Here is a 20,078-nt window from a genome sequence, read left to right as displayed (position 1 = left end):
CTCGCCGACCGCGTGTTCCGGCGGCTGATCCTCGGCTTCGCGGTCTCCTACCTCGGGGACGGGATGAGCTTCGTCGCGGTGGCGTGGCTGGCCATCGAGCTCGCGCCGCAGGCGAGCGCGGGGTTGTGGGTCGGCGGCGCGGTGGCCGCGTACACGTTGCCCGGCGTGGCCGGCGCGCTGGTGTTCGGCCGCCGGTTGCGCCGGATGCCGGCCAGGCGGCTGCTGCTCGCCGACAACGTGCTGCGCGGCGTCGTCCTCGGCGCCGTGCCGCTCGCCTGGCTCGCCGGGCTGCTCACGCTCACCTGGTTCTTCAATGTCCTGTACGGCCCCGTCTACCGGCGACCTTGGGGCGCCGGGCACGCTGCTCGGCCTGTACTGGATGTTGTTCGGCGTCGGCGCGCTGCTCGGCGGGCTCGCGGTCGGCGCGTTGCGGCGGCTGCCGCTCTGGCCGGTGACGGTCGCCATCGTGGTCGGGTGGGGGCTGGCGCTGCTGCCGTTCGGGTTCGACGTGCCGGTGGCCGTCACCGTCGCGTGCTTCGCGCTCGGCGGCCTGATCTACGGGCCGTTCGTGGCGCTGTCGTTGACGCTCATGCAGGCGAAGGCGCCGCCGCGACACCTGGCGGCGATGCTCGCGGCGCGCAGCGCGGCGCCGCTGACCGCCTCGCCGCCCGGCACGGCGATCGGCGGGCCGCTCACCGCGGCGCTGGGCGCGCGGGCGACGCTCGGCGGCTCGGGGCTCGCCACCGTGGCGCTCGGCGCCGTCGCGTGCGCCGTGCTGCTGGCCCGACGCCGCACCCGAATTAGTGCGCATATTTCTGCTTAAAAGTGGATAAGACATAAAATCACCGAAACTTGACCCGGAGCCCCGGCGGGTATCACCCAGGCATGGACTGGGTCACCTGCGCGTACTCGGCTGCCTGCACCGGAGTCGCTAGCCGGCCGTCCGGCTTCTGCCTCGCTCACCTCACCCCCGAGCACCTCGGCGCCGCCCTCGGCGCGATCACCCCCGGCCGCCTGCTCGACCTGCGCGGCACCACCGTCAGCAGCGACCTGCTGTCCCGGGTCCTGCGGGCCGCCGGCCACCGGCCCGGCCGGACCCGCTTCGACCGGGTCACCTTCACCGGCGACGTACGGCTGTCCGGCGTCACGTTCGCGGGCGACGTGTCGCTCGACGGCGCCCGGTTCGAGCGGCTGGCCTCGTTCTTCGGCGCCCGGTTCGAGGGCAACGTGTCGCTGGCCGACGCCCGGTTCGCCCGCGAGCTGTCCTTCCACGGCGTCACCGTGCGCGGGCACGTCTCGCTCGACCGGGCCGTGATGGCCCGCGACGCGCTGTTCAGCCAGGCGGTGTTCGGGCACGGGCTGTCGGGCGAGCGGGCCAGGTTCGACGGCTACGCCGCCTTCGACGGTGCCAGATTCGAGGGGGCCAGATTCGGCGGCGGCGCCTTCTTCAGGGGCGCCCGCTTCGGCCGTACGCTCTCGTTCCGCAAGGTCACCGGCCACGCCGGGTTCGACGCCGCGCACTTCGCCGCGGACGCGTACCTGTCGGCCACCGGGCGGCTGTCGGCGGCCAGGGCGCGCGCCGACGGGCTGCTCGACGTGGCGGTCACGCGCTGCGGCGTGGACCTTCGCGGCGTGCGCGTGACGGGCACGGCGACGGTGCGGCTGACCGACTCGCAGGCCGACCTGGAGGGCGCGGTGCTGCGCGGGCCGGCCACCGTGACCGGGCGCGGCGCTTCCGCGATCACGTCGCTGCGCCAGGTGCAGGCGCCCGACCTGGGGCTGCGCGGGCTCGACCTGTCGGCGTGCCGGTTCGCCGGGCTCGCCGACCCGACGGGGGTGCGGGTCAAGGAGTGCACGTTCGCGCTCACGCCGCGCGGGATGCGGGTGAGCCTGCGCTGGCCGATGTTGCGCTGGCTGGTGCGCAGGCGCACGCCGGCCGACGACCGCCCCACGGGCACGCTCGCCGCCCCGGGCGCCTCCGGCCACCGGGGCTCGCGAGCCGGCACCACGGCCGGTCCCCCGACCGTCCTGGCGTACGCGCCCGACGGGCTGCGCCGCCGGGCGGGCCGGGGCCCGTGGCTCGCCTGGCGCGTCCTTGGTGCCGGCCGGGCGGCCCGGCGATCCCTGCCGGCAACGATCGCCGACGTGCTGTCGGCCGCGCCCCGATCCCCCCGCTGAGGGCCCTGCGAAGGCTGGAGGCAGCAACCCGGCCGAGCGGAACGGGCCCCCGCTGAGGGGCCGTTCAGAGGGTGGCGGCGAGGAAGTCGATCGTGCGGAAGTGGCGGGGCCAGCCGCCGCCCATGATGCGGCGGGACAGCTGCTGCACCTCGTCGTCCGGGTCGAAGCCCTCGTGGTCGAGGAACAGCCGGGTGCCCCGCCCTTCGGGCTCCAGCCGCCAGGTGACCGTCCAGTCGGCCTGCTTCCCGTCGCTCCAGCTGATCCGCAGGAGCTTCTCCGGCTCGATCTCCAGCACCTCGCAGTGCACGATGCCGTCGAACCCCACCGCCTTCTTCGGCTGGGTGGTGAACGTGAACCGATGCCCCACCTCGGGCTTGAAGTCGTTCGGCATGAGCCACTTGGCCATCAGCTCCGGCTCGGTGAGCGCCCGCCACACCTTCGACGGCGGATGCGCGAGAAACTGGTCGAGCCTGATGGCGGTGCGATCCTCAGCGGGCATCTTGGTCCTCCATGTCGTCGAGCAGGGCGTCGAGCGCCGTGAGCCGCTCGCGCCAGAACCGTTCGTACGGGGTGAGCCAGTCGCGCAGCTCCATGAGCGGCGCCGCCTCCAGCCGGTAGTGGCGCTCGCGGCCCTTGCGGGTCTCGGCGACCAGGCCGGCGTCCTTGAGCACCTTGAGATGCTCCGACACGCTCGGCCGGCTCATGTCGAACCGCTCGGCCAGCCGGCCGGCGGGCTGGGCGCCCTCGTCGCGCAACATCCGCAGCAGCTCCCGCCGCGCCGGGCTGGCCAGCGCGGCGAACAGGTGGTCGGCGCTCACGCCTGGCTGACCACGAAGCCGTTGCCGAACGGGTCGTGGAAAAGCAGCTGACAGCCCCACGCCTGCTGCTCCGGCCCCTCGAAGGCGACCTCGGCGGCCCGCAGCCGGTCGGCGAGCGCGTCGAGGTCGGGGGAGGCGAGGACCAGGCCGCCGATGGGCGCCATGTCAGGGAACCAGGAGGCCAGCAACAGCGTGGTGCCGGCCCCCTTCGGGGCGACGGTGAGCCAGCGGCCCATCGGGAACGGGTTGTCGGTGCGCACCTCGAAGGCGAGGACGCCCGCGTAGAAGTCGAGCGCGCGGTCCTGGTCGGCGACGGGCACGGTGACGGTGAGAATCGAGGAGATGAGCATGCCGGACACTATACGTAGGAATTATCCTACGCATCAACCCGGTGCCGATATCAGGGCTTTCCCGGATGGGACCCCGAAGCCCGCGTCCCTAGACTTGAGGCCATGCGCATCGACGACTACGTGGCCGAGCTCAGCGGCGCACTGTCCGGGCCGCACGGCCCCAAGCGCGACCTGGTCGTCGAGGCCCGCGACAGCCTGGTCGACGCCGCCGACGCGCTGGAGGCCGAGGGAGTCGACCGGGCCGAGGCCGAACGGCTGGCGGTGGCGGAGTTCGGCGAGATTCGCGAGGTCGCGCCCGGCTACCAGGCGGAGCTGACCGCCGTGTCGGGCCGGCGGCTCGGGGTGCTGCTGTTCGTGAGCGTCCCGATCACGGTGGCGATGTGGTCGGTGTTGTGGCGGCTCCATCCGGCCACCGACGACGCCTGGCTCAACCAGCCGGCGTGGTTCATGCCGGTCTCGCGACTGCTCGACGTCATCCAGCTCGGCCTCGGGCTCTACGGCGGGCTCGTGCTCTTCGCGCTGAGCCGGGGCGCCCGCTGGATCCGCCGGCCGCGCCTGGCGATCAGGTCGATGGCGGTGCTCGTCTGGGTCACGCTGCCCGCCACCGGCGGGCTGGCGCTGCTGCTGTCGTACGGCGCGAGCGCGCCCAACACCCTCGACGCCCTCCCCACGGTGCTGGCCAACCTGGTGACCTCGGCCATGTGGGGCCTGCAGATCTACTGCGCGACGCGCTGCCTGAGCCTGACCCGCTCCCCCGCGCGCTGACCGGCCGGCCGCCCGTCACGCCGGGCCGCTCGCCTCCGCCCGCAGCACGCTGCCGATCACGCTGGTGAACTCCCGCCAGGCCGACCGTTCACCCTCGAGCTGTTTCCTGCCCGACTCGGTCAGCCGGTAGGTGCGCCGCCTGCGCCCGCCCACCGTGGCCCACTCGCTCGACAGGTGGCCGATGCGCTCGAGCCTGCGCAGCGCCGGATAGACGGTGCCCGTCGGCACGCTGAGCGCGCCGCCGCTGCGTTCCTGCAGGGCCTCGATGATGGCGTAGCCGTGCAGCGGCTCCCGCTCCAGCACTGAGAGCAGCAGCGCGTCCATGTGCCCGCGCAGCGCGTCCGGATTCATGTGTCCGATCCTAGACATCCGTTCGTCATGTAGGCAGTCTACATGTAGGCTGTCTATATGTAGATAGGCACAACAACGGAGTCGTGATGGACGTACTCGATCTGGCCCGCACGCAGTTCGCGGTGACGGGCAGCCTGCACTTCCTGTTCGTGGTGCTCACGCTGGGTCTGGCGCCGCTGGTGGCGATCATGCACACCCGCTGGGCGCGGTCGGGGAACCCGCTGCACGAGCGGATGACGCGGTTCTGGGGGCAGGTCTACGTCGTCAACTACGCGCTGGGCATCGTCACCGGGCTGGTGATGGAGTTCCAGTTCGGGCTGGCGTGGAGCGGGCTGTCCCACTACGCGGGGGACGTCTTCGGCGCGCCGCTGGCCATGGAGACGCTGGTGGCGTTCTTCCTGGAGTCGACGTTCCTGGGGCTGTGGATCTTCGGCTGGGGGCGGCTGCCCCGCTGGGCGCACGTCGCCTGCATCTGGCTCGTGACGCTGACGGCGTACGGGAGCGCGTTCTTCACCATGGTGGCCAACTCGTTCCTGCAGAACCCGGCGGGCGCGTTGGTCTCCGGCGACCGGCTGGCGCTGACCGACTTCGGCGCCCTGCTGACGAACGAGGCGCTGGTCTTCTCGTTCCCGCACGTGATCGGGGCGGGGCTGTTCACCGGCGGCATGGTGCTGGTCGGCGCGAGCGCGTACAAGCTGCGGCGGCGCGCCCCCGAGGCGGAGTTCTTCACCAGGTCCCTGCGGACCGGCGTGGTCACGGCCGCCATCGGCATCTTCCTCACGATGGGCTTCGGGTACGCGCAGTTCGCCGGCGTCCAGGAGGGCAAGTGGGACAACACCGGGGCGGCGATCGCGCTCGGACTCATGATCGAGTTCGGGCAGCTGCTGGGGCTGATCGTGCTGTTCGTGATGCTGCCGATGGTCCGCAACCTGCACCGGAGGCGGTGGGCGCATCCGATCCTCATCGTGATGACGCCGCTGCCGTTCGCGCTGGCGATCCTCGGCTGGGTGGCCCGCGAGGTCGGGCGGCAGCCGTGGATGATCTGGGAAAAGCTCACCGTGGCCGACGCCATGTCGCCCGGGCTGACCGCGGGCATGGTGACCGCGTCACTGATCGCGTTCACGGCCGTGCTGGGGCTGCTGGCGGTCGTCGACTACGTGCTCATCGCCCGGGTCATCCGGCGCGGGCCGCAGGCGCCCGACCTCGGGGCCACCGCCCCTGAGACGCGCTCCCCCGCGCTGAGCTACTGAGGAGTCCTGACATGGAAATGCTGTGGTTCGTCGTCTTCGCGCTGCTGCTCGCCGGATATTTCGCCCTTGAGGGGTTCGACCTGGGTGTCGGGCTGCTGCTGCCGGTGCTGGGCCGCACCCGGGAGACCCGGGACCGGATGGTGGCCGCCATGGCGCCGTACGTGCTGGCCAACGAGGTGTGGCTGGTGGCGGTGGCCGGGACGCTGTTCGGGGTCTACCCGCTGCTGGAGGGGCGGGTGCTGTTCGGGCTGTATCCCCTGGTCGTGGCCATGCTGCTGAGCTGGATCCTGCGCGACGCCGGGCTGTGGTTCCGGCGCAGGGTCGACGGCCCCCGCTGGCGCGGCTTCTGGGACGCGATGATCGCGTTCGGCTCGCTGGGGTTGTCGTTCGGCTGGGGCATGACCCTGTACGCCGCCGCCACCGGCTTCACGGCCTCCCCCGTGCACCCGCTCGGGCTCCTGCTGGGCGTGGTCGTGTCGCTGCTGTTCGCCCTGCACGGGCAGACGTTCCTGGGCTGGCGGGCGCCGGGCGCGTTCGGGACCGCCCGCTCGGGGCGGGCGTTGCTGGTGTCGGGGCTGCTGGCCGCGCTGCCGGCGCTGGGGGTGCTGGCGGGGGCGGCGCCGTACCTGCTGGAGCACAGCGCGCCAAGCGCTACGTTGAATGTGCTCAGTGTCATGGTGCTGCCCTTCGCGCCGGTGATCCTGGGCGCGCAAGTATGGGTGTGGCGGACTTTCCGGCCAGGGAAGGACGCCGACCGCGTCCCCTCCTTCTTCTGAGGTCTCGTGCACAAGGATCTCCTCGCGCTGATGCGGGCCGAGCGCTCGGTCCGCGTCCACCTGGGTGTCACCATGGCCGCGGCCGTGCTCGCGGGCCTGCTCGTGCTGGTGCAGGCCGAGCTGCTGGCCGGGGTGTTGTCGGGCAGGTTCACCGCGGCGGCCCTCGCGGTGCTGGCCGCCGTGGTCGGCGTGCGCGCGCTGCTGGCCTGGACGCAGGGCGTCTTCGCCGGCCGCACCGCGACGGCGGTGAAGTCGGCGCTGCGCCACCGGCTGCTGCTGCGCCTGCGGGAGCTCGGGCCCGCCCGGCTGACCGCGCACCGCTCCGGCGAGCTCGTCACGCTGGCGGGTCGGGGGCTCGACGGGCTCGACAACTACCTGACCGGCTACCTGCCGTCGATCGCGGTGGCCGCGGTGGTGCCGGTGGCCGTGCTGATCCGGCTGTTCGCCGCCGACCTCGCCAGCGCGGTCATCGTGCTCGTCACGCTGCCGCTCATCCCGGTCTTCGGCGCGCTCGTCGGCATGACGACCAAGGCCGTCACCGAGCGGCAGTTCACGGCGCTGTCGCGGCTCGGCGGGCACTTCCTCGACGTGGTGCGCGGGCTGCCGACACTGCGGGCGTTCGGCCGGGCGCGTCACCAGGCGACGGTCATCCAGCGGGTCGCCGACGAGCACCGCAGCGCCACGATGCGGACCCTGCGGGTGGCGTTCCTGTCGTCGCTGGTGCTGGAGCTGTGCGCGTCGCTGTCGCTGGCGCTGGTGGCGGTGCCGATCGGGCTGCGGCTGCTCGGGGGGTCGCTCGATCTGACGACGGCGCTGCTGGTGCTGCTGCTGGCGCCGGAGGCGTACCTGCCGTTGCGGGCGATGGGGACGCGCTTCCACGCCTCGATGGAGGGGGTGGCCGCCGCGGACGCCGCCTTCGCCGTCCTCGACCGCTCCGCCGACGACGAGACCTCCCCGGACGGCGAGCGCCCCGGCGTCGCGGCCGCGCCCGTGGACGGCGGCCGTCCCGGCGTCGCCGCCGCGACCGTCGACGGCGGGAGCCCGGGTGTCGCGGCCGGGACCGCGGGGGCGCCGGAGATCCGGCTGGAGCATGTGACCGTGCGCTATCCGGGCCGTGACGTGGCCGCGCTGGAGGACGTCTGCCTCACCATCGCCCCGGGCGAGCGGGTCGCCCTGGTGGGCGAGAGCGGCGGCGGCAAGAGCACGCTGCTCCACCTGATCCTCGGCTTCGTCCGCCCGTCGCGGGGACGGGTCCTGATCGACGGCACCGACCTGCGCGACCTGGACCTCGCGGGCTGGCGGGCGCGGCTGGCGTTCGTCGCCCAGCGCCCGCACCTGTTCTCCGTGTCCGTGGCCGACAACATCCGGCTCGGCGCCCCGTCGGCCTCTCTCGACGACGTACGGCGGGCCGCCGCGTCCGCGCACGCGGGCTTCGTGGCCGACCTGCCCCAGGGGTTCGACACGGTGGTCGGCGAGCGCGGCGCGAACCTGTCGGCGGGCCAGCGGCAGCGCGTCGCACTGGCCCGCGCGTTCTGCCGGCCCGGCACGTCGGTGCTCCTGCTGGACGAGCCCACCGCCCGCCTGGACGGGCGCAGCGAGGCCGCCGTGGTGGCGGCGACGGAGCGGCTGGCCCAGGACCGCACGGCCGTGGTGGTCGCCCACCGCCCCGCAATGATCGACCTCGCCGACCGCGTCATCCGCCTCCACGGCGGCCGCGTCGTCTCCGACACGACACCCGGCTCACGCCTGGTGAGGCAAACGGCCCCCACCGGGCCGGAAAGGAGCGGAAAGTGACGCGGCCGACGCCGAGCGGCACCGCCGGACAGGACCCGGGCGTGACAGGGCCCGCTTCGGGCGGCGCCGCCGGGCAGGAGGCGGGTCAGGTGCGGCCGATGGGGATGCGGCTGGTGTGGGCCGTGCTGGCCGGGGCGGCGGCCGACCTGGCGGGGCTCGGGCTCATCGCCGCGGCCGCGTGGCTGATCACGCGGGCGGCTGAGCAGCCGCCGCTGGCCGCGCTGAGCGTGGCGATCGTCGCCACCCGGGCGTTCGCCACCGGCAAGGGCGTCTTCCGTTACGCCGAGCGGCTCACCGGCCACGACGTCGCCCTGCGCGCGCAGGCCCGCACCCGCGAACGCCTCTACGAGGCTCTCGTCCCGCCGCAGCAGCCACGCCAGGGAGGCGCGGACCTGCTCAGCCGCATGGTGGACGACACCGAGGCCGTGCAGGACCTGCTCGTGCGCTGCCTCCTTCCGGCCGCCGCGGCGGCGACGGCGGGACTCGCCGCGGTCGTCATCGGGCTGACGATCCTGCCGATGGCGGCGCTGGTGCTGGTGGCCGGGCTGGTGGTGGCCGGCGTGCTGCTGCCCGCCGGCACGGCCGCCGCGGCCCGGCGCTGGTCGGCGCGGATCGCCCCGGCGCGGGCGGCGCTGGCGGGCCGGGTGGCCGACCTGGTGCACGGCTCGGCCGACCTGGCCGCGTACGGTGCCGACGGCGACGCGCTCGCCCGCGCCCTGGCCGCCGACGAAGCGCTGGCCGCGCTGGAACGCCGTCAGGCCCGCGTCCACGCCGCCGCCCTGGCCGGAGGCACGCTGGTGCAGGGGCTGACGGTGGCGGGCGTCGTCCTGCTCGCCCAGGCGGGCGGGGCCGGCTCCGTGGGCACGGCCGTGCTGGCGCTGACGTCCCTGGTGGCCTTCGAGCCGGTCCTGCCGCTGGCGGCGGCGGGCGAGCGCCTCGCGGGCGTCACGGCGGCGCTGCGGCGCCTGCGGGAGGTACGCGCCTCCACTCCGGCGGTCACCGAACCCGCCGCACCGGCGCCCCGCCCGGAGCCCCCGCTGACCGTCGAGGTCGACGACCTCGTCGTCCGCCACCCCGTCCCGCACGGCGCGGCCCCCGACAGCCGGCCGGCGGCGAACGCGGCCCGCGGGCCGACGGCCGGGTTCGCAGGAGCGGACACGGCGCGTGCGGCCGCGGCTGGGCGGCCGGCCGTGGACGGGGTGTCGTTGCGGCTCACGCCCGGGAAGCGCGTGGCGGTCGTGGGCCCCAGCGGCGCGGGCAAGAGCACGTTGCTGGCCGCGCTGATGCGGCTGGTCGAGCCCGAGTCGGGCGCGGTCAGGGTCAACGGCGTCGACATCCGCGACCTGGCGGGCGACGACGTACGGGCGATGATGACGGGTCTCACGCAGGACCCGTACATCTTCCGGACCAGCCTGCGCGACAACCTGCGCCTGGCCGGGCCGGACGCCGACGAGGAGACGCTGCGCCGCGCCGTACGCGACGCCCGGCTGGAGGAGTGGGTCGAGCGCACCGGGTGGGACGCCGAGCTGGGCGAGGACGGCAGGACGGTCTCCGGCGGCCAGCTGCAGCGCCTGGCCCTGGCCAGGGCGCTGCTGTACGACCCTCCGGTGCTGCTGCTCGACGAGCCGGCCGAGGCGCTGGACGAGGAGACGGCCGACCGGCTGATGAGCGACCTGCTCGACGTGACCCGCGACCGCACGACGCTGCTCGTGACGCACCGCCTCAAGGGCCTGGAGCTGGTCGACGAGGTCATCGTGCTGGACGAGGGCCGGGTCGTGCAGCGGGGACGCCACGACGAGCTGGTGTCCGTGCCGGGCTACTACCGCGACCTCTGGGAGTCCGAGGTTCTGACCAGGCGGTAAGCCTCTCCTTCAAAAAGGGACGCGTCTCGCTCGACATCAGGGCGGGCGAGCTGGTGGGCCTGCTCGGGCCCAACGGCGCGGGCAAGTCCACGTGCTCGGGTTCGTGATGACGTCCAAGGCGGCGATCGCGGTGTCGCAGGTGCTGTTCTTCCCGATGGGGGTCCTCGGCGGGCTGGTGATGCCGCCGGAGCTTCTGCCTGAGTTCGTCCAGGACATCTCGCCGTACGTGCCCACCAGGGGCGTGGCCGAGCTGCTGTGGGCGGTCACGGTGGGCTCCGCGCCGGACACCGTGGCGCTGGTCATGCTCGGCGTGTGAACGGTGGCCGCGGCCGCGGCGGCCTGGGCCTACCGCCGCGACGAGGGCCGGCGCTTCTCCTGAACCGTTCGGGGGGGGTGTGCCGCCGAGTCCGCAGCGATCTCGACGGCACACCCGTCCATGAGGGGGTCTTGGGTCAGCTCTGCTCTTCGAGGGTGACGTCCACCTCGTGGGGCTTGCCGTCCCTCATATATGTGATCTTGACCTCTTGGCCCGGTTTGAAACCTCTGACCTGTCCGACAACCGTATCGCCCCCGTCAACCGCCTTGTCGCCGATCTTGGTGATCAGGTCGCCCTGCTGCAGACCGGCCTTCTCCGCCGGGCTTCCCGCGGTGACCTCGCGGACGAGGGCCCCGGGTACGTCGCCCATGGCGTCGGTGACGCTCACGCCGAGGAAGGCGTGGGTGACCTTGCCGTGGGTGATGAGCTGCTCGGACACCTGCTTGGCGGTGTTGACAGGGATGGCGAAGCCGACGCCGCCGCCCGCGGCCTCGGAGGCGATCGCGGTGTTGATGCCGACCAGCTCGCCCGCGGCGTTGACCAGCGCGCCGCCGGAGTTGCCGGGGTTGATCGAGGCGTCGGTCTGGATGGCGCCGCCGATCGTGGTGGCCGGGGCCTGCTGCTCCTGCATCCCCCAGCCGGGCGGGAGCTGCTGGCGGTCCTCGCCGAGGTTGAGCGTACGGTCGAGCGCGCTGACGATGCCCGCCGTGACGGACCCGTCGAGGCCGAGCGGGCTGCCGATGGCCAGCACGGGGTCGCCCACCCGCAGCCTGTCGCTGTCGCCCAGCGTGGCCTTGGTCAGCCCGGAGACGCCCTCCGCCCGGATGACCGCGAGGTCGGTGGCGGGGTCGGTGCCGACGACGGTGGCCTTGGCCGTCCTGCCGTCGCTGAACTTGACCGTCATCTGACCGGCCTGCCCCGCGCCGACGGCCACGTGGTTGTTGGTCAGGATGAGGCCGTCATCCGACAGCACCACGCCCGAGCCCTCACCGGTCTGGCCCTGGATCATCACGACCGACGGCTGCACCTTGGCCGCGACCTCGGCCACGGTGAGCTGGTCGGAGGCGGTCCTGAAGACGGGGCCCGGCGCGACGCTGCTGCTGGCGACCGGCTCCGGCTGGAACGAGGTGGCGACGAAGGCCCCCACCGCACCGCCGCCGATCGCCATGGCGGCCAGGGCCAGACCGGCGACGACCTTCTGGCCGGGGTTCAGCCGCGCCTTCGCGGGCGTCCCGGCCGGCGGTGGCGGCGGCTGGGGCATGGGGTGCGTGTCCCTCCGGGGAAAGCCCCCGGCGGCCGGCGGAACGGCGCCGAACTGGCTCCACCCACCGGTGCCCTCCTGCTGAGGGCGCTGCTCGTGAGGCTCGTTCGCGTTCATCTGTCATCTCCTCAAGTCCCGATGACCCAAGGATGTCAAGAGCCGCGTAAGACCTGCTTAAGAGCCTGTTCGGCACGCGAGTGAACGACTCACGCACGCCTTATCGCCGCAGGTTGGACGGGCGGCCACCGGTGACGTCACTGCCCTAAAGATCTACCGATTTTTGCACACGTAGACCACATCATCGGCACTCGCGCGGTGCGTCCGAGCCGCCGGCGCGACGCGGCGCCGGGCTGATCAGACCAATGTCGATCTAATCGGGGCTCCCTTGATGACGTCGTAGCCTTCCCAGCCAGCTCCGCTTCTTCCCCTGCGTCTGCGGACCGGCAGTCGTCGGCTTGGCCGCCTCGACCGGTTGCTTCTTCTTGAATCTGCGCAGGAACGTGCGCACTCGATCCATCAGCTTCCTCATGCCATCCACCTACCCGGCAGGAGGCTGTCATGCCGCTGACCTGCGGCGACACCCCGCGTGCCGTGGCCGCCGCCCGTTCAGCGGCGCGCCGTCAGCGGGCGGGCCAGTACTCGTCGCGGAGCAGGCGTTTGTAGAGCTTGCCCGTGGGGTGGCGGGGCAGCTCGGGGCGGAAGTCGACCGACTTGGGGCACTTGTAGTGCGCCAGGCGCTCCCGGCAGTACGCGATCAGCTCCGCCTCCAGCTCCGGGCCGGCCTCGTCCATCGACACCGGCTCGACCACGGCCTTGACCTGCTCCCCCATCTCCTCGTCCGGCACCCCGAACACCGCCACGTCGGCGACCTTCGGATGCACCGACAGCACGTTCTCGGCCTCCTGCGGGTAGATGTTCACCCCGCCCGAGATGATCATGTACGAGCGCCGGTCGGTGAGGTACAGGAAGCCCTCGGTGTCGAGGTAGCCGATGTCGCCGAGCGTCGTCCAGCCCCTGCCCTGCGGGTCCTGGGCCGAGCGGGTCTTCTCCGGGTCGCCGTGGTACTCGAAGCGACCGCCGTTCTCGAAGTAGATGGTGCCGTGCTCGCCGGGCGGCAGCTCGTTGCCGTCCTCGTCGCAGATGTGCACGGTGCCGAGCAGCGGGCGGCCGACGGTGCCCTTGTGCTTGAGCCAGTCATCGGGGCCGACGTAGAGGAAGCCGTTGCCCTCGGTGCCGGCGTAGTACTCGTGGACGATCGGCCCCCACCAGTCGATCATCTGCTCCTTGACCGGGATCGGGCAGGGCGCGGCGGCGTGGATCGCGTAGCGCAGCGAGGACAGGTCGTACCTCTGCCGGGTCTCGGCGGGCAGCTTGAGCATCTTGATGAACATCGTCGGCACGAGCTGCGTATGCGTCACCCGGTGGCGCTCCACCAGGGCGAGATACTGCTCGGGGTCGAAGCGTTCCATCACCACCACCGTGGCCCCGAGCCGCTGGAACGACAGGCTGTAGCGCAGCGGCGCGGCGTGGTAGAGCGGCGCCGGCGACAGGTAGACGCTGTCGGCCGAGGGCGCGAAGAGGAACTCGATGAGCTGGAGCAGCGCGCCGGGCTCGGTGAGCGGGCCGTACGTCGAGGGCAGTTTGATGCCCTTGGGCCGGCCCGTGGTGCCCGAGGAGTAGAGCATGTCCATGCCCATGCACTCGTCCGCGATCGGGGTGACCGGCTGCCCGGCCACGGCCTCCTCGTACGACTGGAAGCCCTCGGCGACGCCGTCCATCATGAGCCGCAGCTCGACGCCGGGGGTGGCGCCGGTGACGGAGGCGGCGACGTCGGCCAGGTCGGCGCTGGAGATGAAGACGCGGGCGCCGCAGTTGCCCACGATGTAGGCCAGTTCGTCCGTCTGCAGCCGTGAGCTGATCGGCGTGTAGTACAGGCCGGAGCGGTGCGCGGCCCAGGCGATGACGAGGAAGAGCGGGTGGTTGGCGAGCATGAACGCGATGTGGTCGCCGGGCCGCAGGCCGGCCTCGCGGAACAGGTGGGCCAGCCGGTTCGACTCCTCGTCCAGCTCGCGGTAGGTGATGATCCGCCCGGAGCCCGCCATGATCACAGCGGGCTTGTCGGGGGTGGCTGCTGCGATGGCTCCCGGATGCATGAACAGAACAGTATTCGGTTCATTGGCGGCGGGCCAGGACCCAATTTCGACGGAGCCGCGGCCTCGTCACAAGACCGCGGCTGCGTCAGAGGGGCTCAGACGGCCGCGTGGTGGACGGGCCTCCAGCCGGAGTGGAAGGCGGTCGGACCGGAGTGGTCGCCCTTGCTCACGTCCACGGAGATGTGGGCGGCGTTCTTACCGGAGAACGAGAAGTGGCGGGGGTGCCGGCCGCAGTTGGCGAAGCTCCTGAACGCGGTCGAGCCGTTCTCGTGCACGACCTTGAACGTCTCCCACGCGCACTCGCCCCTGTTGCCCTTGTTCACGAGCGTGCTGTGCACGGTGAAGAACTCCTCGTACCGCCACTCCCAGGCCTTCTTCTTGACCTTTTTCACGACCCATTTGCAGTGCCGGTCGCCTTTGTGATCCTTGAAGCACACGCGGTCTCTGACGAAGTCCGTCTTCCAGTACCAGTGCCGGTAGCGCTGCCGGTCGACGGACACGTGACCGCGCGCGGCGGCCTTGTGGTCGGCGGAGAAATAGGGTCCCCAGCCTGCCTGGGACGCGGTGGACGCGCCGGCCGCGGCCGGCGTGACGACCGCGGCCACGGCGGCCGCGGTGAAGCCGAGCATGATTCGTGAGGCGAATCGCACTGGGGCCTCCTCGGGAGAGGTTTTCCTGACCCCGCATTCGTACGCCTGCGTGATTGCTCTCGGCTTACAATTCGCTTAACACCATAAAGGGCCAGATAAGACGATATTCCGGAATGATCGTGAAAAATAGCGATCATTTGGGTGATCATTCATCCGGCCCTTTGCCGCGTCACTCGGCGGGGATCACCGAGCCCTGGTACTTCTGCTGGATGAAGTCCTTGACCTTCTGGTCCTGCAGGAGCTTGCCGAGCGTGACGATGTTGGCGTCCTTCTCGTGGCCGGCCTGGACGACCAGCCCGTTGACGTACGGGTTGCCCTCGGTCTTCTCCAGCACCAGGGCCTGCGAGGCGGGCTGGAGACCGGCCTCGATGGCGTAGTTGCCGTTGATGACCGCGGCGTCGACGTCCTCCAGCGAGCGCGGCAGCTGCGCCGCCTCCAGCGCCTTGAACTGCAGGTTCTTCGGGTTCCCCGTCACGTCGCGCTCGGTGGCCGCGGTGCCCGCGCCCTCCTTGAGGGTGATCACGCCGTTGTCGGCGAGCAGCTTGAGCGCGCGGCCGAGGTTGGTGACGTCGTTCGGCAGCGCCACGGTGGCGCCGGCCGGCAGCGCGGCGACGTCCGTGATCTTCTTGCTGTACAGGCCGAGCGGCTCCAGGTGGACCGGCGTGACGAAGCTCAGGTCGGTGCCCTTGGAGGCGTTGAAGTCGTCGAGGTAGGGCTTGTGCTGGAAGAAGTTGGCCGTGAGCTGGCCCTCGTCGAGCTGGACGTTCGGCTGCACGTAGTCGGTGAACTCCACGACCTCGAGCTTCAGCCCGGCGGCGGGGGCCAGGTTGTCCTTGACGAAGTTCAGGATCTCCGCGTGCGGCACGGGGCTCGCGCCGACGCGCAGCACGGCGTCGGCGCCCTCGGCTGCGGCGCCGGTGGTGGCGCCGCCGGTGGCGGACTGCGACGTGCCGCATGCGGCGAGCGACAGAGCCAGCGCGACAGCACCCACAATGCGGTGAATTTTCATGATTTTTCCTTACTTATGCGATAGCCGGCGAGCGATGAGGTCGCCGAGGCTCTGCAGCAGTTGCACGATGACGATGAGCAGGACGACGGTCACGATCATGAGGAGCGTCTCGAAGCGCTGGTAGCCGTAGCGGACGGCCAGGTCGCCCAGCCCGCCCCCGCCGAGCGTGCCCGCCATGGCGGAGTAGCCGATGAGCGCGACGACCGTCACGGTCAGGCCCGCGACCAGGCCCGGCAGCGCCTCCGGCAGCAGCACCTTGCGCACGATCGTTGTCCGGCTCGCGCCCATGGCCTGCGCGGCCTGCACCACGTCGGTGCCGACCTCGCGCAGCGCCGTCTCCACCAGCCGGGCGTAGAACGGCACCGCCCCGACGGTCAGCGGCACCACGAACGCGGCGGTGCCGATGGTCGTCCCGACGACGAGCCGGGTGAACGGGATGATCGCGATCATCAGCACGATGAACGGCAGCGACCGCCCGATGTTGACCACGAACCCGAGCGCCGCCCGCAACCCCGGCACCGGCCGCAGCCCGTCGCGGTCGAACACCACCAGCGCCACGCCGAGCGGCAGCCCGAACAGCAGGGTGAACAGCGTCGACCACCCGACCATCTGCGCCGTCTCCAGCGTCGCGGGGCCGAGCAGCGGCAGGATCTCTTCCCAGGTCACGCGGCCTCCTCGACGATCAGCCCGGAATCCCTCAGGTACGCCAGCGCCGCGGGCCGGTCGGCGCCGTCGAGCGTGACCCGCAGCCGGCCGACGGGACCGGCCGGCAACTCCTCGATGGAGCCGCCCAGGATGCTGAGGTCCACGTCGAACTTGCGCAGCACCTCCGACACCACGGGCTGGCGCGGGTCGCCGGTGAACGTCAGCGTCACCGAGCCGGCCGGCGCGGGCGCGGGCAGCGGGAAGATCTCCCGGGTCAGGCGCGAGCCGGGCGTGCGGATGAGGTCGGCGATGGCGCCGGACTCCTCGATGCGGCCGCCCGCCATGATGGCCACCGAGTCGCAGACGCTCTTGACGACGTTCATCTCGTGGGTGATGAGCAGGATCGTCAGGCCGAGCTCGGCGTTGAGGCGCTTGAGCAGGGCGAGGATGGACTCGGTGGTGGCCGGGTCGAGGGCGGAGGTGGCCTCGTCCGACAGCAGCACGGCCGGGTTGCCGGCCAGCGCGCGGGCGATGCCGACGCGCTGCTTCTGGCCGCCGGACAGCTGGTGGGGCCGGTCCTTGCCGCGCCCGCCGAGGCCGACGAGCTCCAGCAGCTCGGCGACGCGGCGCTCGCGCTCGGCCTTGGGCACGCCCATGACCTCCAGCGGGAAGGCCACGTTGCCGGCGACCGTACGCGAGGAGAGCAGGGCGAAGTGCTGGTGGATCATGCCGATGCGCTGCCTGGCGCGGTTGAGCTCGGCGCTGCCCAGCGCGGTCAGGTCCTGGCCGGCGACCGTGACGGTGCCGGCGGTGGGACGTTCGAGCAGGTTGACGCAGCGCAGGAGGGTGCTCTTGCCGGCGCCGCTCCGGCCGAGCACGCCGAAGATCTCGCCTTCGCGCACGTGCAGGTCCACGCCGTCGAGCGCGACGGTCGTGCCGTACTGCTTGCGCAGGCCTGAAGCCTGGATCACGGGACTTCCCCACGACTGAGGGCGGCCACGAGCGCGGCCGCGGGAACGTACATCACCGGACGAAGAGGAGCCGCGCGGTCAGCGGGTGCCCGGGGGGAACGGCAGGTGGGTCAGCCTGCGCAGCACGAAGCCAGGTGTGATCATGAGGGAACCTTCGAGGGAACGGGCGGACGGAGTGGGTCTAGCGGGCCGGCATTCGCCCCATACGCATGCGGCGACACGCGCCGCTGGCGGCACGGTGGTCGGTCGCGTATGCCTCATTCACGACTTGCCTAACGGAATGCGGAGATTTCTCTATTCCGCAGCCGCGTGGTGATGTGGGTCACGCTGTGTGACATGAGACCGCCCCGCCGTACCCCAGGAGGCTGGGTGCGGCGGGGCGGTCACCCGGGGGGTCAGGCCGCCACGGTCGAGGCGACCTGAGCCGGGGTGAGCGCGATGTCGAGGACCTCGCGCACGTCGCTGACCGGGTGGATGGTCAGCTCGTTGCGGACCTCCTCGGGCACGTCGTCGAGGTCGGGCTCGTTGCGCGCCGGGATGAGCACGGTCGTGATGCCCGCGCGGTGGGCCGCCAGCAGCTTCTGCTTGACGCCGCCGATCGGCAGCACCCGCCCGGTCAGCGAGATCTCGCCGGTCATGGCCACGTCGCTGCGGACCAGCCGCCCGGACAGCAGCGAGGCCAGCGCCGTGGTCAGCGTCACGCCCGCCGAGGGGCCGTCCTTCGGCACGGCGCCCGCCGGGAAGTGCACGTGCACCGAGCGGTCCTTCAGCGCGGTGACCGGCAGCTCCAGCTCCGCGCCGTGCGAGCGCAGGTAGGACAGCGCGATGCGGGCCGACTCCTTCATCACGTCACCGAGCTGGCCGGTCAGCGTGAGGCCCGTCTCGCCGGTCTCGGGGTCGGCCAGCGACGCCTCCACGTAGAGCACGTCTCCCCCGGCCCCCGTGACCGCCAGGCCCGTGGCCACGCCGGGCACCGAGGTGCGCTGGGCGGTCTCGGGCAGCGACGACTCCGGCACGAACCTCGGCCGGCCGAGGTAGCCCACCAGGTCGTCGGCGCCGACGGTGACGGGCAGCTCGTCGTGGTCGTCCGAGCGGGCCGCCACCTTGCGCAGGACGCGGGCGACCGAGCGCTCCAGGGAGCGCACGCCGGCCTCGCGGGTGTACTCGGCGGCGAGCCTGCGCAGCGCGGCGTCCTCGACCGTGACCTCCTCGGCCGTCAGGCCCGCGAGCTCCAGCTGCCGGGGCACGAGGTGGTCGCGGGCGATGGCGACCTTCTCGTCCTCGGTGTAGCCGTCGAGCGTGACGACCTCCATACGGTCGAGCAACGGCCCGGGGATGGCCTCCAGGACGTTGGCCGTGGCCAGGAAGAGCACGTCGGACAGGTCGAGCTCGACCTCGAGGTAGTGGTCGCGGAACGTGTGGTTCTGGGCCGGGTCGAGCACCTCCAGCAGGGCGGCCGTCGGGTCGCCGCGGTAGTCGGCGCCGACCTTGTCGACCTCGTCGAGCAGGACCACCGGGTTCATCGAGCCGGCCTCGCGGATGGCGCGGACGACGCGGCCGGGCAGCGCGCCGACGTAGGTGCGCCGGTGACCGCGGATCTCGGCCTCGTCGCGGACGCCGCCGAGGGCGACGCGGACGAACTTGCGGCCCATCGCGCGGGCCACGGACTCGCCGAGGGACGTCTTGCCGACTCCGGGAGGGCCGGCCAGCGCGAGGACGGCGCCGCTGCGGCGGCCGCCCACCACGCCGAGGCCCTTGTCCTGGCGGCGCTTGCGCACGGCCAGGTGCTCGATGATGCGGTCCTTCACGTCGGTCAGGCCGGTGTGGTCGGCGTCGAGCACGGCCCTGGCGCCCGTGATGTCGTAGTTGTCTTCCGTACGGACGTTCCACGGGATGTCGAGCACCGTGTCGAGCCAGGTGCGGATCCAGCCGGTCTCAGGGGACTGGTCGGGCGTCCGCTCCAGCTTGTCGACCTCCTTGAGCGCGGCCTCGCGCACCTTCTCCGGCAGGTCGGCGGCCTCCACGCGGGCTCGGTAGTCCTCCTCCTCGGTCTCGGAGTCGCCGTTGAGCTCCTTGAGCTCCTTGCGCACGGCGGCGAGCTGCTGGCGGAGCAGGAACTCGCGCTGCTGCCGGTCCATGCCCTCCTGGACGTCCTTGCGGATCGTCTCGGCGACGTCGAGCTCGGCGAGGTGCTCGCGGGACCACTCGATCAGCTTGGCCAGCCGGTCGGCGGGGTCGGCGGCCTCCAGCAGCTCGACCTTCTGCGCCGTGGTCAGCCACGGGGTGTAGCCGGAGCTGTCGGCCAGCACGGACGGGTCGTCGATCTGGTTGACCTGGTCGACCACCTGCCAGGCGCCGCGCTTCTGCAGGATGGTGGTGGCCAGCGCTTTGTACTCCTTGGCCAGCTCCTGCGCGCGCTCGCCCACGGCGACGGCGTCGATCGTCTCGGCCTCGACCCACAACGCCGCGCCGGGGCCGGTCGTGCCGGTGCCCACGCGGACGCGGTCGACACCGCGCACCACCGCGGCGGGCTCACCGCCGGGCAGCCTCCCGACCTGCTCGACCACGGCCCGCACGCCGATCGCGCCGTAGCGGCCGTCGATCCGGGGAACGAGGAGGACCCGCGGCTTGTTGCCGCCTGATGCGCGGGCCGCGTCGATGGCGGCGCGCACCTCGGAGTCGGACAGGTCCAGCGGGACCACCATGCCCGGCAGGACGACGGCGTCGTCCAGCGGCAGGACCGGGAGGGTCAGGCTCTCACTCATGCGCACTCCAAAGGGTTGAGTTATACCGACTCAATTCATTGGAGCCCTCTGGTGTTCCCTTCCCTGCCGATGTTCGCTCAGGGCGATCGTAATCATGTAAGCGATACCTGAGGGTGACACCGGAAATCAACCCGTGGTCCGACGCTGTCTCTTTATACACATCT

21 protein-coding genes are annotated in these 20,078 nt (G+C 72.1%); 9 read left to right on the top strand and 12 right to left on the bottom strand.

The genetic code is table 11. The annotated features are described in order from the left end of the window. Nucleotides 1-47: 47 nt before the first annotated feature. The gene (locus tag C1J01_RS51380) at nt 48-302 is read right to left on the bottom strand and encodes a hypothetical protein (protein ID WP_220040067.1); all 255 of its coding nucleotides are present in this window, start codon (nt 300-302) and stop codon (nt 48-50) included. A gap of 11 nt (nt 303-313) precedes the next feature. Between C1J01_RS51380 and C1J01_RS51375 the strand changes: the two genes are divergently transcribed. After that, a complete protein-coding gene (locus C1J01_RS51375) occupies nt 314-823 on the top strand; it encodes an MFS transporter (RefSeq protein WP_220040066.1) in 510 nt (169 codons plus the stop codon). A 62-nt stretch (nt 824-885) separates the two neighbouring features. Next, on the top strand, nt 886-2,178 hold the full coding sequence (locus C1J01_RS23960) for a pentapeptide repeat-containing protein (protein WP_111181224.1): 1,293 nt from the start codon (nt 886-888) through the stop codon (nt 2,176-2,178). Between the two features lie 64 nt (nt 2,179-2,242). Here C1J01_RS23960 and C1J01_RS23955 read toward each other — a convergent pair whose 3' ends face one another. From C1J01_RS23955 to C1J01_RS23945, 3 genes are read right to left on the bottom strand one after another with little or no spacing between them, the layout of a single operon-like run. Continuing rightward, nucleotides 2,243-2,677, bottom strand: coding sequence for an SRPBCC family protein (locus C1J01_RS23955; RefSeq protein ID WP_111181223.1), 435 nt, complete (start codon nt 2,675-2,677; stop codon nt 2,243-2,245). Further along, entirely contained in the window at nt 2,667-2,996 is a 330-nt protein-coding gene (locus C1J01_RS23950; protein ID WP_111181222.1) for a metalloregulator ArsR/SmtB family transcription factor, read from the bottom strand. Before C1J01_RS23950 ends, C1J01_RS23955 begins: the two co-directional genes overlap by 11 nt. Further along, nucleotides 2,993-3,346: a VOC family protein gene (locus tag C1J01_RS23945; protein ID WP_111181221.1), complete on the bottom strand. Its 354-nt coding sequence runs from the start codon at nt 3,344-3,346 to the stop codon at nt 2,993-2,995. The genes C1J01_RS23950 and C1J01_RS23945 overlap by 4 nt, the downstream gene beginning before the upstream one ends. 102 nt (nt 3,347-3,448) lie before the next feature. On the opposite strand from C1J01_RS23945, the gene C1J01_RS23940 reads away from it, so the two are divergent. Continuing rightward, nucleotides 3,449-4,111 carry a permease prefix domain 1-containing protein gene (locus C1J01_RS23940; RefSeq protein ID WP_111181220.1) on the top strand — a complete coding sequence of 221 codons (663 nt, stop codon included), beginning with the start codon at nt 3,449-3,451 and terminating at the stop codon, nt 4,109-4,111. Nucleotides 4,112-4,126: 15 nt separating this feature from the next. On the opposite strand, the gene C1J01_RS23935 is transcribed toward C1J01_RS23940, so the two are convergent. Beyond that, complete coding sequence (locus tag C1J01_RS23935) at nt 4,127-4,462, bottom strand: helix-turn-helix transcriptional regulator (RefSeq protein ID WP_111181219.1); 336 nt, start codon at nt 4,460-4,462, stop codon at nt 4,127-4,129. 86 nt (nt 4,463-4,548) lie between these two features. On the opposite strand from C1J01_RS23935, the gene C1J01_RS23930 reads away from it, so the two are divergent. From C1J01_RS23930 to C1J01_RS23905, 6 genes are all read left to right on the top strand, one after another. Then, complete coding sequence (locus C1J01_RS23930; protein WP_111181218.1) at nt 4,549-5,712, top strand: cytochrome ubiquinol oxidase subunit I; 1,164 nt, start codon at nt 4,549-4,551, stop codon at nt 5,710-5,712. Nucleotides 5,713-5,723: 11 nt separating this feature from the next. Continuing rightward, nucleotides 5,724-6,488: a cytochrome d ubiquinol oxidase subunit II gene (locus C1J01_RS23925; protein ID WP_111181217.1), complete on the top strand. Its 765-nt coding sequence runs from the start codon at nt 5,724-5,726 to the stop codon at nt 6,486-6,488. A 6-nt stretch (nt 6,489-6,494) separates the two neighbouring features. Further along, nucleotides 6,495-8,282 carry a thiol reductant ABC exporter subunit CydD gene (cydD, locus tag C1J01_RS23920; RefSeq protein ID WP_111181216.1) on the top strand — a complete coding sequence of 596 codons (1,788 nt, stop codon included), beginning with the start codon at nt 6,495-6,497 and terminating at the stop codon, nt 8,280-8,282. Between the two features lie 98 nt (nt 8,283-8,380). Continuing rightward, on the top strand, nt 8,381-10,144 hold the full coding sequence (gene cydC, locus C1J01_RS23915) for a thiol reductant ABC exporter subunit CydC (protein ID WP_111181232.1): 1,764 nt from the start codon (nt 8,381-8,383) through the stop codon (nt 10,142-10,144). A 53-nt stretch (nt 10,145-10,197) separates the two neighbouring features. Further along, complete coding sequence (locus tag C1J01_RS54140) at nt 10,198-10,251, top strand: hypothetical protein (RefSeq protein ID WP_438943128.1); 54 nt, start codon at nt 10,198-10,200, stop codon at nt 10,249-10,251. Further along, nucleotides 10,236-10,460 carry a hypothetical protein gene (locus tag C1J01_RS23905; protein WP_146615704.1) on the top strand — a complete coding sequence of 75 codons (225 nt, stop codon included), beginning with the start codon at nt 10,236-10,238 and terminating at the stop codon, nt 10,458-10,460. The genes C1J01_RS54140 and C1J01_RS23905 overlap by 16 nt, the downstream gene beginning before the upstream one ends. 136 nt (nt 10,461-10,596) lie before the next feature. Here C1J01_RS23905 and C1J01_RS23900 read toward each other — a convergent pair whose 3' ends face one another. From C1J01_RS23900 to lon, 7 genes are all read right to left on the bottom strand, one after another. Then, the gene (locus C1J01_RS23900; protein WP_111181214.1) at nt 10,597-11,838 is read right to left on the bottom strand and encodes a S1C family serine protease; all 1,242 of its coding nucleotides are present in this window, start codon (nt 11,836-11,838) and stop codon (nt 10,597-10,599) included. A gap of 503 nt (nt 11,839-12,341) precedes the next feature. Continuing rightward, the gene (locus C1J01_RS23895; protein WP_111181213.1) at nt 12,342-13,874 is read right to left on the bottom strand and encodes an acyl-CoA synthetase; all 1,533 of its coding nucleotides are present in this window, start codon (nt 13,872-13,874) and stop codon (nt 12,342-12,344) included. Nucleotides 13,875-13,969: 95 nt separating this feature from the next. Further along, nucleotides 13,970-14,524 carry a hypothetical protein gene (locus C1J01_RS23890; RefSeq protein ID WP_146615703.1) on the bottom strand — a complete coding sequence of 185 codons (555 nt, stop codon included), beginning with the start codon at nt 14,522-14,524 and terminating at the stop codon, nt 13,970-13,972. A 169-nt stretch (nt 14,525-14,693) separates the two neighbouring features. Beyond that, nucleotides 14,694-15,533, bottom strand: coding sequence for a MetQ/NlpA family ABC transporter substrate-binding protein (locus C1J01_RS23885; protein WP_111181211.1), 840 nt, complete (start codon nt 15,531-15,533; stop codon nt 14,694-14,696). Between the two features lie 9 nt (nt 15,534-15,542). Continuing rightward, complete coding sequence (locus C1J01_RS23880) at nt 15,543-16,199, bottom strand: methionine ABC transporter permease (RefSeq protein WP_111181210.1); 657 nt, start codon at nt 16,197-16,199, stop codon at nt 15,543-15,545. Then, nucleotides 16,196-17,149, bottom strand: coding sequence for a methionine ABC transporter ATP-binding protein (locus C1J01_RS23875; RefSeq protein WP_111181209.1), 954 nt, complete (start codon nt 17,147-17,149; stop codon nt 16,196-16,198). Before C1J01_RS23875 ends, C1J01_RS23880 begins: the two co-directional genes overlap by 4 nt. A gap of 395 nt (nt 17,150-17,544) precedes the next feature. After that, nucleotides 17,545-19,914 carry an endopeptidase La gene (gene lon / locus C1J01_RS23870; protein ID WP_111181208.1) on the bottom strand — a complete coding sequence of 790 codons (2,370 nt, stop codon included), beginning with the start codon at nt 19,912-19,914 and terminating at the stop codon, nt 17,545-17,547. Nucleotides 19,915-20,078: the final 164 nt, after the last annotated feature.

The organism is Nonomuraea aridisoli, from assembly GCF_003236395.1.
Classification (GTDB): Bacteria; Actinomycetota; Actinomycetes; order Streptosporangiales; family Streptosporangiaceae; genus Nonomuraea; species Nonomuraea aridisoli.
The sequence above is the reverse complement of the archived record's forward strand: the minus strand, read 5'-3'. Positions and strand labels throughout refer to the sequence as shown.

Excerpts from the sequence above, each read along its gene's own strand:
- C1J01_RS23895 (WP_111181213.1), bottom strand. The coding sequence starts at position 13,874 with ATGCATCCGGGAGCCATCGCAGCAGCCACCCCCGACAAGCCCGCTGTG.
- C1J01_RS23960 (WP_111181224.1), top strand. The coding sequence starts at position 886 with ATGGACTGGGTCACCTGCGCGTACTCGGCTGCCTGCACCGGAGTCGCT.
- C1J01_RS23925 (WP_111181217.1), top strand. The coding sequence starts at position 5,724 with ATGGAAATGCTGTGGTTCGTCGTCTTCGCGCTGCTGCTCGCCGGATAT.
- lon (WP_111181208.1), bottom strand. The coding sequence starts at position 19,914 with ATGAGTGAGAGCCTGACCCTCCCGGTCCTGCCGCTGGACGACGCCGTC.
- C1J01_RS23930 (WP_111181218.1), top strand. The coding sequence starts at position 4,549 with ATGGACGTACTCGATCTGGCCCGCACGCAGTTCGCGGTGACGGGCAGC.
- C1J01_RS23940 (WP_111181220.1), top strand. The coding sequence starts at position 3,449 with ATGCGCATCGACGACTACGTGGCCGAGCTCAGCGGCGCACTGTCCGGG.
- C1J01_RS23900 (WP_111181214.1), bottom strand. The coding sequence starts at position 11,838 with ATGAACGCGAACGAGCCTCACGAGCAGCGCCCTCAGCAGGAGGGCACC.
- C1J01_RS51375 (WP_220040066.1), top strand. The coding sequence starts at position 314 with ATGTCCTGTACGGCCCCGTCTACCGGCGACCTTGGGGCGCCGGGCACG.
- C1J01_RS23945 (WP_111181221.1), bottom strand. The coding sequence starts at position 3,346 with ATGCTCATCTCCTCGATTCTCACCGTCACCGTGCCCGTCGCCGACCAG.
- cydC (WP_111181232.1), top strand. The coding sequence starts at position 8,381 with ATGGGGATGCGGCTGGTGTGGGCCGTGCTGGCCGGGGCGGCGGCCGAC.
- C1J01_RS23885 (WP_111181211.1), bottom strand. The coding sequence starts at position 15,533 with ATGAAAATTCACCGCATTGTGGGTGCTGTCGCGCTGGCTCTGTCGCTC.
- C1J01_RS23935 (WP_111181219.1), bottom strand. The coding sequence starts at position 4,462 with ATGAATCCGGACGCGCTGCGCGGGCACATGGACGCGCTGCTGCTCTCA.
- C1J01_RS23955 (WP_111181223.1), bottom strand. The coding sequence starts at position 2,677 with ATGCCCGCTGAGGATCGCACCGCCATCAGGCTCGACCAGTTTCTCGCG.